The sequence below is a fragment of the Rossellomorea oryzaecorticis genome, assembly GCF_045897515.1.
GTDB classification, from domain to species: Bacteria; Bacillota; Bacilli; order Bacillales; family Bacillaceae_B; genus Rossellomorea; species Rossellomorea enclensis.
Genome location: NZ_JBJOSA010000010.1, coordinates 115,648 through 130,938, shown reverse-complemented (window position 1 = coordinate 130,938; position 15,291 = coordinate 115,648). Strand labels below are relative to the sequence as shown.

16 protein-coding genes and 2 riboswitches are annotated in these 15,291 nt (G+C 43.7%); of the genes, 10 read left to right on the top strand and 6 right to left on the bottom strand.

The annotated features are described in order from the left end of the window. Positions 1-40: 40 nt before the first annotated feature. A complete protein-coding gene (locus ACKA06_RS13340) occupies positions 41-364 on the bottom strand; it encodes a hypothetical protein (protein WP_411159879.1) in 324 nt (107 codons plus the stop codon). A 198-nt stretch (positions 365-562) separates the two neighbouring features. On the opposite strand from ACKA06_RS13340, the gene ACKA06_RS13335 reads away from it, so the two are divergent. Further along, entirely contained in the window at positions 563-979 is a 417-nt protein-coding gene (locus ACKA06_RS13335) for a helix-turn-helix domain-containing protein (RefSeq protein WP_411159882.1), read from the top strand. 91 nt (positions 980-1,070) lie between these two features. On the opposite strand, the gene ACKA06_RS13330 is transcribed toward ACKA06_RS13335, so the two are convergent. After that, entirely contained in the window at positions 1,071-1,229 is a 159-nt protein-coding gene (locus tag ACKA06_RS13330) for a hypothetical protein (RefSeq protein WP_411159878.1), read from the bottom strand. Between the two features lie 195 nt (positions 1,230-1,424). Beyond that, a riboswitch (cyclic di-GMP riboswitch) is annotated at positions 1,425-1,501 on the top strand. Between the two features lie 269 nt (positions 1,502-1,770). On the opposite strand from ACKA06_RS13330, the gene ACKA06_RS13325 reads away from it, so the two are divergent. The 5 genes from ACKA06_RS13325 to ACKA06_RS13305 all read left to right on the top strand — a co-directional run bounded on the left by ACKA06_RS13325 (position 1,771) and on the right by ACKA06_RS13305 (position 10,301). Beyond that, positions 1,771-2,436 (top strand): hypothetical protein, encoded by a 666-nt coding sequence (locus ACKA06_RS13325; RefSeq protein ID WP_411159877.1) that lies wholly within the window; start codon positions 1,771-1,773, stop codon positions 2,434-2,436. 22 nt (positions 2,437-2,458) lie between these two features. Next, positions 2,459-3,694: an efflux RND transporter periplasmic adaptor subunit gene (locus ACKA06_RS13320; RefSeq protein WP_411159876.1), complete on the top strand. Its 1,236-nt coding sequence runs from the start codon at positions 2,459-2,461 to the stop codon at positions 3,692-3,694. 110 nt (positions 3,695-3,804) lie between these two features. Then, positions 3,805-5,415 carry an alkaline phosphatase gene (locus tag ACKA06_RS13315; RefSeq protein ID WP_411159875.1) on the top strand — a complete coding sequence of 537 codons (1,611 nt, stop codon included), beginning with the start codon at positions 3,805-3,807 and terminating at the stop codon, positions 5,413-5,415. Between the two features lie 409 nt (positions 5,416-5,824). Continuing rightward, positions 5,825-7,477: an SWIM zinc finger family protein gene (locus ACKA06_RS13310; RefSeq protein WP_411159874.1), complete on the top strand. Its 1,653-nt coding sequence runs from the start codon at positions 5,825-5,827 to the stop codon at positions 7,475-7,477. Then, on the top strand, positions 7,470-10,301 hold the full coding sequence (locus ACKA06_RS13305) for a DEAD/DEAH box helicase (RefSeq protein WP_411159873.1): 2,832 nt from the start codon (positions 7,470-7,472) through the stop codon (positions 10,299-10,301). The genes ACKA06_RS13310 and ACKA06_RS13305 overlap by 8 nt, the downstream gene beginning before the upstream one ends. A gap of 477 nt (positions 10,302-10,778) precedes the next feature. Here the strand turns inward: ACKA06_RS13305 and ACKA06_RS13300 are convergent, their stop codons facing one another. Continuing rightward, on the bottom strand, positions 10,779-10,952 hold the full coding sequence (locus ACKA06_RS13300; RefSeq protein WP_156416151.1) for a hypothetical protein: 174 nt from the start codon (positions 10,950-10,952) through the stop codon (positions 10,779-10,781). A gap of 18 nt (positions 10,953-10,970) precedes the next feature. Then, positions 10,971-11,360, bottom strand: a complete 390-nt coding sequence (locus tag ACKA06_RS13295) for a single-stranded DNA-binding protein (RefSeq protein ID WP_411159872.1) — start codon at positions 11,358-11,360, stop codon at positions 10,971-10,973. A gap of 262 nt (positions 11,361-11,622) precedes the next feature. Between ACKA06_RS13295 and ACKA06_RS13290 the strand changes: the two genes are divergently transcribed. Both ACKA06_RS13290 and ACKA06_RS13285 read left to right on the top strand, forming a co-directional pair. Then, positions 11,623-12,063, top strand: a complete 441-nt coding sequence (locus ACKA06_RS13290) for a YwpF-like family protein (protein WP_411159871.1) — start codon at positions 11,623-11,625, stop codon at positions 12,061-12,063. Between the two features lie 94 nt (positions 12,064-12,157). Beyond that, positions 12,158-12,478, top strand: a complete 321-nt coding sequence (locus tag ACKA06_RS13285; protein WP_032086897.1) for a helix-turn-helix domain-containing protein — start codon at positions 12,158-12,160, stop codon at positions 12,476-12,478. Positions 12,479-12,509: 31 nt separating this feature from the next. Here the strand turns inward: ACKA06_RS13285 and ACKA06_RS13280 are convergent, their stop codons facing one another. Then, positions 12,510-12,641 (bottom strand): anti-repressor SinI family protein, encoded by a 132-nt coding sequence (locus ACKA06_RS13280; RefSeq protein WP_411159870.1) that lies wholly within the window; start codon positions 12,639-12,641, stop codon positions 12,510-12,512. 33 nt (positions 12,642-12,674) lie between these two features. Beyond that, positions 12,675-12,789: riboswitch (cyclic di-GMP riboswitch) on the bottom strand. Positions 12,790-13,184: 395 nt separating this feature from the next. Beyond that, complete coding sequence (locus tag ACKA06_RS13275; protein ID WP_411159869.1) at positions 13,185-13,928, bottom strand: LPXTG cell wall anchor domain-containing protein; 744 nt, start codon at positions 13,926-13,928, stop codon at positions 13,185-13,187. A gap of 244 nt (positions 13,929-14,172) precedes the next feature. On the opposite strand from ACKA06_RS13275, the gene ACKA06_RS13270 reads away from it, so the two are divergent. Both ACKA06_RS13270 and ACKA06_RS13265 read left to right on the top strand, forming a co-directional pair. Further along, positions 14,173-14,502, top strand: a complete 330-nt coding sequence (locus tag ACKA06_RS13270) for a helix-turn-helix domain-containing protein (RefSeq protein ID WP_411159868.1) — start codon at positions 14,173-14,175, stop codon at positions 14,500-14,502. Continuing rightward, positions 14,495-15,097, top strand: a complete 603-nt coding sequence (locus ACKA06_RS13265; protein ID WP_411159867.1) for a class D sortase — start codon at positions 14,495-14,497, stop codon at positions 15,095-15,097. The genes ACKA06_RS13270 and ACKA06_RS13265 overlap by 8 nt, the downstream gene beginning before the upstream one ends. Positions 15,098-15,291: the final 194 nt, after the last annotated feature.

Genomic DNA, 15,291 nt, shown 5'->3' with positions numbered 1-15,291 from the left:
TCCCGCAGTGCTTTAAAGCACTGCGGGACGGGCCTCCAATTTAGTTTTCTTTTTTCCCTGTGTATACGATTCTGTTGTTTTCTTGAATAATACAAGTGAGTTTATTCGTGTGAGTGGTTCCCGGATGTATATGAGAGATGTAAAGTTCATCTAGATGTTTGCCGTTTTCCTTCTTGTTCGAAAAGAAATGTACCCTCTTTTTTCCGTAATCCCCTGCACGGAAATAGCTCTTCTTTTTCTTGATGACCCGAAAGCTTAGCCTGCTTGCAGCATAGCCATTCAGACACAGATTTCTTTCTCTTCCATCCGTTGCTGCTGTTTTCCGCTTACCGTACACTTTTCTCTCTTCTTCCGGTATTCTCATATTTTCTCCACCCTTCGTTAAGATGCAACAACAAATGACAATATTTTACTATATTATAGCACTACAGTTTTACGTAACGATATACAGACAGATACATAATTTTCATATTGAAAACATAATTACATTTTCGATATGTTGAATAATCCGAAACGAGCAGATAAAAAGATTATCTTGAAGGAAAAGGGATAGTCGGTGAAAATGATGAAGCTTGAGTTACATAAAGAACTAAGACGTTACAGAGAAGAGGTTCTTGGTCTGCAACAGACAGAAGCTGCCGAAAGACTGAATATCAGTCCAGGAGGTCTCTCGAATTATGAGAGCGGAAAAAGGGAAATCTCATTGGACACGCTGTTAAAATTCAAAGAAGTGTACAAGATTCCCACAGAAGAAATGAATCGTATTCTTTACGGGGAAGAGCGTGAAGGTTATTCAACAGATCCGATGATACTGAGGGAATCATTCGAAGATGAAGAAACGGCTGCCATCTTAAAAATGCTTGATGAACATCCTAAACTAAAAAGAACACTGGCATCGATCACCTATCAGACGGAGAAACGACAAGAAAAGTTCATAAACATCTCCGCCTCCCTGTACACCTTTGCAAAAGACTGGTAAACGTCAATTAGAGAGGGACGGGCCTTTAGCAAGCTAAAGGCCCGTCCCTCTCTGCTTTACAGTGAAAAAGCACTCTTTAACCGGGGAGGGTTTAGAGTGCTTTTTCGTTTTGTAATGTATATTCACTTTGCAGTTCTTGTTTTAGCCAATTTAACATTTTATTCGCATCCATATTCCCCTGCTGCCCTTTGTCGAATGCTTTTTGCATGACAGAGAGAACATGCTGCTCCTTGCTGACTTTCTTATTCAAAAAGACAACCTCCTACGAATTCAAACATGTTTCTACTACTTTAATACACTCTATGTCGAAATTTCAAACCTCAATTAATTGATATTTTACCAGAATTATACACCCGAGCTCAAATATAATTTTGAGAATATTTTTTTGATTTGTTACCTTTTACCTATTAAAAGAACCTATGAGCATCCGATATGATGATGGTATGGATTGAAACGGCAAAATCATTGAAAAATGGTGACGCAAAGCTACAGGGGCTTTTTTAATGCCAGCCAGCTACCAAACCAAAGGGGGAGTATTTCAGTATGTCTTTTTTAACACCTGAGGAAATGATGCAAAAAAAGAAAGCTCGTAAAATGTGGATGTACATAAGCTTATTTGTTTTTACCATCGTACTGGTTGCAGGAACAACATACCTTAGTTACCACATGTAAAAGCGTCTTGATGACGCTTTTTTATTTTCATAAACTTTCATTCTACATTTTATGGAAAAGTTCGAGGAATTTCGATAGAATAAAAGATGCATTCAAAATTTGTTGGAGGACCCATATTTATGCAAAATAAAGTAAAACTTCTTAAAGGACTAAAACAACCGTCTTATTTTTTTTACCAACTTAAAGAGATGGAAATATTAAGAGGATACCGTCAAAATATATCCATTCTTTTTCTCTTATCTGTTATTATTTTTGGCCTTATATCCTCTTTCGGAATAGGGATGGACCCTCTTTCAAAAGAGATTTCCGCACTTTCTCCGACCGCTTTTGAATTAGAAAAATCCATGTTTCTTCTCGGACGTATTATTTTGGGTTTGTTATATGCAGCCATCATCTTATTTGTCCCGGCCCTTGTTTTTTGGACAATTTCAGAGGAAGGGGAATACCGAAAGCTTGTCATCGTACAGGGACTGGTACTTCTCATTCTGTTACTTGAAAGATTGACCTATATCCCTTTATCTTTATTCCTCTCACTTGATTGGTTCTCGTCTCCCTTCTCTCTAGGAGTCATTGCCCAATACATAACGGAGAATCCATGGGTCATTTATTTCTTGGGGAGCTTCTCGTTATTTAAAATCTGGATATTCTTCATTCAATACAAAGGGCTTAAGAAGCTAACTGCACAAAAGAACTGGCTGATCTGGTTAGTCATCTTACTGACCAATCTTTTTTTCTGGGCAATTACAGCATTTTTAGCCTATATCGATTTTTCTACTTTAATTTAACGTCTAAAGGCTGGGATCATTTATGAATAAGCGCAAAGTATTATACACTGGTCTAGCTTTGTCTCTCCTGTTTGTCGGTACAAATGCTTACCTGATCGAAAAGGCAAAGAGCAAAGTTGACCGGGAAGTCCGGATCGAACAATGGGAAGCACTTGATAAAGCCGATCTACAGGAAGAGCTTCCTAAATCAGGTGTTGTCACTTCAGCTGAGGAAACTTATCTATATTTTAACGATGAATTCGGTTCTTTTAAAAAGTTCCTCGTCAAAGAAGGCGATGAAGTGAAAGCGGGCACGCCGCTGTACGAATATGAAGTGACCGACTTCACAGGCCAAAAAGATGTACTGGAATCTGAGGTCGATCAGCTCGAAGATGAAATCGACAGTATCGATGACAATATATCCGACCTGGAACGCCTCGAGAACTCACTCCCTTCTTCATTTGATGAAGAAAAAGAGATGCCGCTCGAAGCAAGTGCTCTTGAAACAGAATATGATATAAAGAAGGAAATTGCCTCTCGGGAACTCGAGATAGATCGCCTGGAAAACCAAATCGACAGCCTTGAGCGTCAGATTTCCGATCTGGAATCATATGAAACCACGCTGACCGTCGAAAGCAGCGGGGAAGGTACAGTCAAAGAACTCTCCCACTCCGTCCAGAACCCGCTGATCACGATTGCCTCTGATGCTGTGGTCGTGACGGCAGACCTGACGGAAAAGGAAATCATGGACGTGGAAGAAAACATGGACGCGAAGGTTCAGTCAGAGGTTGAAAAGAAAACCCTGAAGGGGCTCATATCGGATGTATCCACTCTCCCTAAACGGGATCCGCACATCGAAACGGACAGCATGTATCCAATTGAGATTACGCTGCAGGATAATGAAAATAAACTCCTGCCTGGACATCATGTATTTGTATCGGTGATTACCGATGAAGTGAAGAATGCATTGGTGGTGCCTGTAACGGCAGTAGAAAAGTCAGGGAAGAAAAAACATATCTGGGTGCTGACTGAAAAAGGTACCGTGAAAAAGAAAACCGTCGAAACAGGACTGGAAGTGAACGGCAAGGTTCAGATCAAGTCAGGTGTAAAAGCCGGGGAATATTATATCGTGAACCCGGATGAAATTCCTGCACTGCGAAACGGTGCGGCGTTCATTACTGCCCTTGATTGGGACAAGATCAAGCTGAGGGACTTGAAGAAGATGAAACGTCCGACAGTAATCGAAAACCTTCTTCTTGGGATATTGGAGAGAAAATAGTGTTTTGTGAGGACCCGCTCTAAAATTGAGCGGGTCTTTTTTATACATAGTCTCTTTGGGAGTGATGATACTAAGAGTATCCGAAACTTTCCAAAGGAGACGATTTTCTTATGAAACGAATCAAACCTGTACTCATCATCCTTATCCTTCTTTCCCTACTTGCATTCTCTTTCCCTTCTCGTTGCAGTTTTGCGGTGAATTCCACGAAGAAAAATGTCATCTTTATGATTATGGACGGTACGAATTCTGATATAGTCACGCTTTCACGATGGTATAAGGGTGCTGGACTTAACCTCGATAAAATACTGGTAGGCGGCGTGCGCACGTATTCAGGGGAGTCTGCGATCACGGACTCTGCAGCTGCAGGAACGGCGATGGCGACCGGGGTGAAAACGAAGGCAGATCATATCGGGATGAGCCAAGCCGGCGAGCCGGAGTTGACCGTTTTGGAGGCCGCCAAGCAGTCCGGTTATTCAACAGGGATTGTATCCACTTCCCCTATCCAGCACGCCACCCCCGCCGCCTTCACTTCCCACGTGGTTGATCGGAATGAATTCGGTGATATCGGAGAGCAGCAGGTGTACCAGAACCTCGACGTCATCCTCGGGGGCGGGGCTGCCTGGCTGAAGCCCAAGTCTAAAAACAAGGTTAAAAATGATGACGGAATGCTAAAGACGAAGCAAATATCCCGTGAAGATGGTGAAAATCTTCTTTCTATAATTAAGTCATCAGAATCGCTTTACTCCTTTACCGCATCGAGGGACGGGCTTTCAAAAAGCCGCGCTGATGGGAAGCTTTGGGGAGCGTTCGCTGAAGAGGATCTGGCGTATGATTTTGACCGTAAAGCATTGAAGCCGGATGAACCGACGCTTGCCGAAATGACGGAGGCTGCGATTGAACGATTATCCTCCAGCACGAAAGGATTTTTTTTGATGGTGGAAGGCAGCAAGGTGGATTGGGCCGCACACAAGAATGATCCGGTCGGGATGATCAGCGAGGTGCTGAGCTTTGACAAGGCGGTCGGTGAAGCATTGGAATTTGCCGAACGTGACGGAAACACGTTGGTGGTGGCTGTCACCGATCATGGGAATAGCGGGTTGACGCTTGGAAATGTGGATACAGATAAAAACTATAAGAGTCAGCCCCAGGACCACTTTGTCGGACCGTTGAAGAAAGCTGAATATACCGTTAAGGGTGCCACTTCTTTGCTGAAGGATGACCGTTCGAATTTGAAGGAAGTGTTGGGAAAGTACGGGCTGGACGGTTTGAACAAGAAAGAATATTGTGTGATGAAAGAAGCCAAGGATGTTAGTGACCTTGAGGACGAAATGGTCAAGCTGATGGCAAAGCGCGCGAATCTGGGGTTCTCTACCCACGGGCATACTGGTGAGGATGTTTTTTTATATGGGTTCGGTCCGGGAAAGCCTTCCGGTCTGGTTGAGAATGTAGAACTGCCAAGGATCTTTGCCCGCTATCTTGGGTTTTCTTTGGAGAGTTTTTCTGATTGGTATATGGATGGGGAGAAGTTTTTTGAGGAGAAGGGTTACAAGGTGCTGATTGATAAGCGGGATCGTGATAATCCGGAAATGGTTGTTTCGGGTGGCGAAGATGAGCTCCGGTTTCCTGAGAATAAGGATTATTATTTGAGGAATGGGGAGCGTGTGGAGCTGCGGAGTGTGAATGTTTATAGCGGGGGGAGGTTTTTTGTTCATTGGGAGTGATTGAGTTTAAATTGGTGTGGCGGTGCCTGGCACAATTAAGGGGGGTTGTGCCTGAAACAATATAGGCAGTCTGTGCCTGGCACGATGTGGGGATATTGTTCCAGGCACAAATCGGGCTGAGTGTGCCTGGAACAAATTAAAAATGTGAGTCAGGCTCAGATGGGCTTTTTTGAGCAGGCTCGTAATTAGTTGCCTGATTGAGCTGGTTCAAACTTAGGTGTGGCTGTACCGGGTACACCTTATTCAACCCATCATATTTAATACATCCCCTTCCACCCTTCGACATTTCCCGAGAAATATCTCCCCCATCCTTCTCTAATCCCCGCAGTTTTCCCTCTTTTATTCCATTCCCACCCCCAGATGCGTTATAATAAAAGAATGCGATTTTATAGATGGGAGAGATTGTTCGATGGCGATTCGGATCGAAGAGTTGAAGGATAAATTAATTCCGATGAGTCGGGCGATACAGGGTGAGTTGAACCCGGGTACCGACGAAGGAAGAAATATTGTCTCAAAAGGGCTTCTTTTGTTTCGCCAGAACCTGGTGTCGAATGTGAAGGTCCGGGATGAAGAGGCGATTGCCGATGTTCAGGATGTGACGCCTGTTTCGGTGCGGCTTGATTTGCAGTTCCCGCTTCTAAGCAAATGTTCCTGCCCGTATTCCGGATGGTGCCGCCACCAGATGGCCACGTTTTTTATGATTTACAACAAGGTGGCCCGCGTCAGCGAATGGATCCAGGATTGGCGCAGCCAGGAAAGCTCTCCCGATACGGATGAAAATAAACCCTCATCACTTGATGAATTATTGAAGAAACACACGGATTCCGGTGCCCTTCGAAAGGCCAGTGAGCTGTTGGAGGAGCGTAAAACCCGGGGAAACACGCCCGATGAGTGGTGGCAGTTTTTTGAGTCGCTTCTGAAAAAGGAAGATTTACAGCTTCTTGAGAGACAGCCTTATTTGATGGACGTAATCATACAGAATATCTATAAGCGATTTAATAAAGAAGCACCGTTTGAGCGTGAGTGGAAGCCTCTCTATCAGCTTTTCGCTACTTTCTTCCTGACGCTCGAGGTAGATGTTTTTTTACAGGAAAGAGAAATCGAATTGAGTCGCGAGCAGTATGCACTGTTCGATTTCCTGCTGGATGAGATGGAGGATGCAGTCGAGAAGCTTTCGGTGCATGCGATGCCGTTCAGCTTCGATCCATTCATTGCCTACTTGAAAGAAAAATCCGCTGAGATGAGTGAGGATCCGAAGCATAGCACGGAAATCAAAGCTGAGGTGTACCGGTTCATCTGGTATTATTTGTTCAAGCAAAAGGCTTGGCGACGACAAGAGGTAGGGCGTTTGGAAAGCTCTCCTTCCCAGGACGATCCTTTCATAAAGATCGCCCTGCTTCATCAATATCTGCTGCTTGAAGATTTGGATAAAGCTGAGGAAACCGTGGAAAGGATCGGGACGGAGCTTGTCTCTTATTCCGAGTTCTGGCTGGTGAAATTTGTTCTTTCCAAGCGATATGAAGGTCTGCTGCTCCTTTTAAAGGCAATCTTGGTAAGACTCCCTTCCTATATCGAAGAAAAAAGTCATTATGAGGCATCAAGCTTTGTGCGCTGGTTTGTGCGCAAGCTGCCGACGGAGTGGCTGATGGAGCGAGACCCTGTATTCTTGCGGGAACTTCTCCTGGCGATGCTGCCGTTCAGCTATTACAGCTACTCGGAGTTCCTGCTGAGTTCAAAATCCCATCGCGAATGGGTGGAGCTGCAGAAGTATATGGGCTACTCCGTAGGCGAGATGGAAAATATGGGCCTCAGCCAGGTGTATAAGGAGTCCCCTGAGCTTGCACTGCCGGTCTACTATAACGGTGTCATCGATATGATCGAGCAGAAGAACCGCGACAGTTACAAGTATGCGGTCCGCTATATGAAGAAAATCCGGACGATCTATAAGAAGCTGAAGCAAACGGATAAGTGGGATGACTACCTCCCTTACATCCTTGAAAAATATAAGAGATTACGTGCGTTCCAAGAAGAGTGCAGAAAGGGTAAGTTGATCGATGCTTAAATTGTCTTCCGTGAAGATCAATGTAGACGCAACTAAATATGGCGACCGATTCTTCCTGACTGCCGAAAACGGCGAGGGTGAAGAGCTTCATCCTTCCCAGTGGAAAAGTCAGCTGTTCCTTTGGCATGAGGATACCCATTACGGGACGCTGCTTCAAGACCGGATGGCAGATGGCGGGGTTGTCGTGTCTCAGTGGGAACTCCTCACCTTACTCGCGCTGGAGCATTTCAGCGGGATGGTCGAGTGGGACTGGGATGAAACCGGCCAGGCCTGCAATGCGATTGCCCCGGTTCTCTATGAAGCAATCGAAGCCGGACGCTGGCTCCCCCGCTTTGATGAATGGCAGGAAACGGGGATGCAGTTCCATATCCCGGATGAAGTCTGGGAAAATTTCAACGAAGACTTCTGGCAGCAGGACCTCCCTGAAGGCCCGTCCCTCGCCGCTTTAACGCAGCAATGGTTTGAAGGGTCGCTGAATGAAGCGATGGCTGCGGGCGGTTCGGAAGCGATGAAGAGGATTCAGAAGCTGAAGGAGAGTACGCTCACCTCCGAGGAACTGCATGCTTATTTTGACGAAAAGCGCTGGAGCGAGTGGATCCGCGGTGAAGAAGATGAAGAACTGCCGTTTTCAATCGGACTGCGGATTTCGGAACCGCTTGATGAAGATGAAACATGGCAGCTTGAAACGATTCTTCGCGACCGTAAGAGGGAAAAACGCGTGATTTCGCTGACGGAAGATACGGTTCCGGCAGGTTGGAAACCCTATCTCCCTCAGGTAAAAGAAGAACAGGAACGCTGGCTGAAGATGATTCCGATGCTCCGTGAGAGTGATGGTACGCTGACCGATTCACTCAGCGAACACGATGCGTGGGATTTCCTGTCTGTTTTGAGTGAAAAGTTGATTGACCTTGATATCGAGATCCTCCTGCCGTCCTGGTGGGAAGCGATGAAGGATGCGCAGGTGCTTGTGAAGGCAAAGCTCAAGAACACCGATACGAGCTACCGCCCTTCTTTTGTTGGCTTGAACGCGATGCTCGATTTCGACTGGCGTCTGTCGATGAACGGGGTCAATTTATCGGAGGATGATTTTAATAAGCTCGTAGATGACCAGAGAAGACTCGTGAAGGTCCGCGGTCAGTGGATGAAGCTTGATCCTGCGATGATCCGCCGAATCCAGCAGATGATGACAAAGGCAAAACAGGAAGGTATCTCGATCCAGGATATGCTTGAGCAGGAGCTTGTTCCGCGGGATGAAGAAGACGGAGCTTTGGATGCGGAAGACGACGAGTATGATCAGTATAAATACGCGCGCATCCAGCTCGAACTGAACCGTTCATTAAAAAAACTGGTGAGTCAGCTGACGAATGTATCGTCAATCCCACTGGTGGAAACGCCTGATTTATTTCATGGTGAGCTCCGGCCGTATCAGCAGCTCGGCATGAGCTGGATGCTGTTCCTGCGGAAGTTCAGCTTTGGGGCGTGCCTTGCCGATGATATGGGGCTCGGGAAAACAGTCCAGCTCATCACTTACCTTCTTCATGTGAAGAGTGAAGAAAAGCCGGAGACCCCTGCGTTGATCATCGCGCCGACGTCAGTGCTTGGGAACTGGCAGCGTGAGATCGAGAAGTTCGCACCCGATTTGAAAGTCCACCTCCATTACGGTTCTTCCCGTGCGAAAGAAGAGAAGTTTACCGAGCGGATTTCCGGCATGGATATCGTGCTGACCTCCTACGGGCTGTCGCATATTGATTTTGACGAGTTGTCAGGTGTTGAGTGGAGCTCTATTTCCCTGGATGAAGCACAGAATATCAAGAATGCGAACACGAAGCAGTCCCGAGCAATTCGAAAGCTTAACGGAAAACATCATATCGCTTTGACAGGAACTCCTATGGAAAACCGTTTGTCCGAACTGTGGTCGATCTTTGATTTCCTGAACCACGGCTATCTCGGCGGCTTTACACAGTATCAGAAAAACTATATCGCGCCGATTGAGAAAGACGAATCCCAAGAGAAAGTCCGCGAGCTTCAGGCAAAAATCAAGCCGTTCCTGCTGCGCAGGACGAAGAAGGATCCCGAAGTTGAGCTTAATCTTCCCGAGAAGATCGAACAGAAGGAATATTGCAGCCTGACCGCTGAACAGGCCGCGCTTTACGAACAGCTTGTTCAGGAAACATTAATGAAAGTCGAAACGCTGAGCGGTTTCGAGCGCAAGGGATTGATTTTGCAGATGCTGAACCAATTGAAGCAGCTATGCAATCATCCTGCTTTATATCTGAAGGAACCGGATCCCCGTTCGATCCTGACCCGTTCCGAAAAGATGCAGAAGCTGAAGGATATTGTGGAAGCGGCCCTTGAATCAGGTGAGGGCACGTTGATTTTCACTCAGTATATCTCCATGGGCGAAATGATCCAGGAAGTCATGAAAAAGGAATTCGGCGTTGACGTCCCATTCTTGAACGGAAGCATGGCCAAAGCCAAGCGCGACGAACTCGTCGACCGCTTCCAAAACGGCGATTTCCCGGTCTTCCTTCTATCATTGAAGGCTGGCGGAACCGGCTTGAACCTGACCGCCGCCAACCACGTCGTCCACTACGACCGCTGGTGGAACCCTGCCGTCGAAAACCAAGCCACCGACCGTGCCTACCGGATCGGACAAAAACGCTTCGTCCATGTTCATAAGCTGGTGTCATCTGGGACACTTGAAGAAAAAATCGATGCCATGCTCGAAAAGAAACAGGCCCTGAACGACGAAATCATCAGAAGCGACCAATGGGTCACAGAATTGTACGATCAGGATTTGGAATCGTTATTGGTGTTGGAATAGATTATGTATGCCCCCCTTTCATTGCAGGAAGGGGTTTTTTTGTTGTTGTTTTGTTGTTATGGATGCTGGTGTCCAAGTAACTACTACTTAGTTGATTGGAGCTCCAGGCACTCGACTCCTGCGGGAAAAGCGAGTCAAGGGAGACCCCACAGGCGTGAAACGCCGAGGAGGCTCCCGACCGCCCGCGGAAAGCGAGTGCCTGGAGCGGAAATCAACGAGCAACGTTCAGTTCTTAAAACGACAAAAAAACAGCCGGCTCCAACGGAAACCGACCCTACATGAAGACATATTGGGGAACGTACAAAACTACTTCACTGCTACTTACAATCTTCTATTTCTAACGAGGTATGTTAGAGGGATGCCGCGGAGACATGATGAAAATTGGACATTGAGACAAGACTTACAGGTTGGATAAAACGTTTAAATAGTGTTTTTTCGTATGAAGGTTTCTAAGATGAGGAATGCATTCGGGGTTCCTTAAGATGTGGTCTTGAGGGCAGGATTCGGGTATTCAAACCCTTGTTCCAGTGCAGTTACCCGTTGTGAAAGATAGAAGTTTTCGACATTAGTGCGGGCCACTTTCTTGATCAGTTCTTCGTTCAATTTTTCAAGTCGATCGATTCGCTGTTCCAGCGTTTGCAGGGTTGCCAATGGGTCCCCTCCCTTCTTTTAAAATGGCAGTTCGACAGGTTCTTTCTCCGGCGGTTTCTCAGAATACTGCTGTTCCCGGTCAGCCGCAGGCCTAGGATCCATGAACCGGATGGAATCAGCTACTACCTCAGTAACATAAACCCGTTTACCTTGATCATTCTCATAATTACGCGTCTGGATTCGGCCGGTGATGCCGACGACGGATCCTTTCCGGCAGTATTTCTCCGTGTTATCTGCCGCCTTGTTCCATATCTTGCACATGACGAAATCCGTTTCCACCTGCCCCTGCTGGTTTTTAAACTGGCGGTTGACGGCGACTGTTACACTCAGGACCGACCGGCCTTCCATCGTTTTCCTTGCTTCGGGATCCTTGGTCAGCCTGCCCACCAGGGTGACTTGATTGATCACTTTTGTTCTACCCCCTCTCTTCTGGAATGATCTCATCTTACACTCACCAATCCACGGGTGTAAAATCGGGAATTTCATAAATTCATAGCCGAATCAGAGCTGAATTCACTAAATTCACCTAGGGAGATTTGCCATTTCTGAAGCAAAATAACACCAAAAATCGTAAATCCACTTTTTTTAGCACAATTTACTTATTAGGGATTCTTTTACCGCTGTGATATAATTTTTATAATTAAACCCTAATCATAGGAGATGTTCGTTCATGAAAACCTTTAAAGTGATTTCACTGCAGGTAGTGGATAATGATGAACTCCAGGATTTTGATATTGAGGACGGTCTTATCATCAATAAAGAGGATGGGAAGAGTACGTGGCTAGTGGAAACATATATGTCTCAAAAATATCTTGAGTTTTTCCAGAAGGCTCAGCAGCAAAAGGGTGATCTGGAAATCCAGGTTGTCATTTCAAACAAGGCGAACGATCCCGCTGCTTTCATGACATCCATTCGCGGTATTAAAAAAATGAACGGCCGGATGAGTGTTTTATTTGAGGGTAAATTGAAGAAACAGCGCAATGAATATGCGGAATTATTATTGGATGACTTATTGCAAAAAGGATATACCGGGGATGAACTGGTGAAGGAATTCCGAGAAAAAATGGTATCGAAACCGCGTCTGCCTGTTACTTCAAAACCAAGCGTCTAATTTTTCACAACAATATGTAAACTTCTTATAGAGTAGCCGTTGACTGTTTGATATAATATAAGTATCGAAACGATTTTATAGGCAGGTGTCCACCATGATCGGGGAAAGAGTCAAGAAATATAGACAGGAAAAACGAATGTCTATGACGGAACTGGCTGAAAAAGCTGGGGTTGCCAAGTCATATCTGAGCTCGATTGAGCGAAACATTCAACAGAACCCATCCATTCAGTTCTTGGAAAAAGTCTCTGCCGCATTGGGGATTTCAATGGACGCGTTGTTGCATGATGAATCAGAAAATAATTCTGTTGACCGCGAATGGATCAAAATCGCAGAGGAAGCAATGGATTCCGGTATTACAAAAGAACAATTCCGGGAGTTTATTGAATTTAATAAATGGAAATTGGGCAACAAATAAAGTCTTGCAGCGAGCTGCAAGACTTTTCTTATCATACTGCTTCGTATTCCGTTTTTCTCTTTGTTTTGTTTTGTAAATAGTCCCGAATCTCTTCCTTGGATATCCCTGCAGACAATGCTTCTTTGATTAGTTCCACCCATTCTAAATCAAGTTCTTTGTTCACCTTACATACCCTCCTAAAATACAAAACAGTATTTCAGGCAGCCCAGCCATCATTGTATTCCCGCATCACTTTCCACTATGTACATGCAGCATACGGTAGATCTGTGACTTTGCGTCCCTATCTTTCAATAGGTTTGCCCTTGTCTGATGTATCCTTTGTCCTGAGTCTATTATACCTAGAACAAATAAAATGTTTTGTTGTTTTTTGTCTTTTCTGATAATTTAATTAACTCTTTTTTCTTCCACTTATAACCAGTTTATGACAAATTAAACAGTAAAATTTCTCTTTTACCGGATTTTATAAAGGTATTTGTCGAATTCCTTGCAGATTTTCACTTGATTGTTTATACCTCCCGATTATTTTTTCTCTCTGACGTTTTCCATCAGACAAGGACTTTTGAAATGTCACCCCATAGAGAGGTAACTGGGTAAGGTCGTTTCCGCATGAAGGACAAATCCACTCACCTGATTCAGAACTGCTAAAAGAATTACGGGTGCAACGATTGCATATCTTTTTATACATTCCTCTTCATCTTCCTTCCCATCATTCTTTTTTACCCTGGAGGTTCCTTTTTATTAATAAAATCATTATTCCTGTTATCAAACAGCCAATACCTAGAAATAAAATATTAAACAGATTCGTAGCAGTATTCGGAAGTTTAGGTCCCTGTGATGATACGGGCGAGGCTGATCTATTAACATCAGGATTCACTTGAGTACGATCAGGAGTTATTTTACCAGGCTGGTCGTTATCGTCTGTATTTGGATCATCAGAATCTGGATGTTCTGGAGTACCATCATCGTCTTTGGAGTCGTCATCCGGTGTGGCGGGGTCATCTAATTCGGCTATTATGATAATTTCAAAATGAGCTGATGTTCCCTGATACTCGTTTCCTAATTCATATGGCATTTTTACCATAAAGTTCAATGTGTCGGAATCGGATTTCAATAAATGCTTAGGCAGGAAACCTTTAAAGTTACGTAGTTTATCATTAAATAGTGATTCTGAGTTTTCTGAAAGTACTTCAAGTTCCAGCTCGTTAAAAAGCTTGTTATGACTTGATTTATTGACGACCCGCAAAGAATAATCTATAGATTCATTTCCCGCGTTTTCTATTGACAAGGTTCGTTCAGCCCAATCTCCGGGTTTCATGTTATTAATCTTAAATAAGAATTTATCAGATGGATGAAGAATAATATTCCCAACTTTAGATGCACTGACTGGTTGACTGCTTGTTACAATCATTAAAAGAATTATGAGAGCACTAATATAAACTTTATTCCTCATAGCCTTCCTCCTAGTACACAATTTACCCGGTGCAAAACTCCTTCGTTCTCTTTAGTGAACAACTTTTGTTCATTATAGATTATTATAAGGTTTTATTAAAATTGAAAATATATCATTTTTTCTTAATAAAGAACAACAGACTCTTTAATACTCTTATTATCTTTATTTTTCTAACTATTTCAAATTTTATTTATTTGCTTTTGTTCTATATAATGAATTAAAAGTGTTAAGGGTGAGAGTATATATGGTTGGTGACCGAATTAAAGAACTCCGCACAAATTTAAATTTAACTATTAATGAACTGGCACATCTATCTCAAGTTTCAAAATCCTATATTAGTTCGATTGAACGTGGATTACAAAAAAACCCTTCAATTAAAGTTCTGAAAAAATTAGCTGTTACATTACAGGTTCCCCTTGAATCCATCATTTCTTTTGGCAAGCATGAAATTACATTAGACGAAGAATGGATAGAACCGTTGGAGGAGGCAATCGATCAAGGCTTAACAAAAGAAGAATTTCATGAGTTTTTGTCTTTTTTCCAATATAAAAGGATGAAAAAAATCGATGAATAAACTACTAATGATATTGGTTCTACTTTTATTCACAGTAGGATTTGGAATGATTATGTATTCTGTGAAAGAAATTGAAATACATAAATACGAAGAAAAAGAGGCATTAGCGCAAGCAAAAGAGGCGATCAAAGAGGATGAGCCAAACGAATCAGTTGATTCCGTTTCTATCCAACCAAGGACAGTAAATTATGAATTTGAAAAAGGGGATACAATCGGGATACTAAACATTCCTAAATTAAAGAAAGAACTTCCCATCATTGAGGGAACAAACGCTGACGAGTTAAAAAAAGGAGTCGGTCATCACTCCTCTACAAAGCTTCCTGAACAAAATGACCAAATTTTCCTTGCAGGACATCGCGACTCTGTATTCAGGAATATTGGTGAATTGGAAAATGGGGACACTTTATCAATTGTGTTAAAATTAGGGACTTACAGGTATGAGATTTTCAATATGTATGTGGTTGATGAACATGACCTAACTGTAATCCGATCAACAAACCCTCAAGAAATTCTCACTTTATCAACTTGTTACCCATTCAATATTATAGGACCTTCCTCAGAAAGATACATCATTGAAGCAAAAAGACTCCATTAAAAAGCTCCTGCTCACTTGAGTCAGGAGTTTTAATGGATAATATCGCTGTAAAAGGGGGACTGATCTGAATAATGGGTATTTATAAGTTCTTCGATAATAAAATCAATGTCCACCCGCCTATAGTCTCTGTCAGGTAATTCTTCATTAAAAGTTTGGTAATATAATATCTGGGCAAGTTTATAATCTTCCAGTGA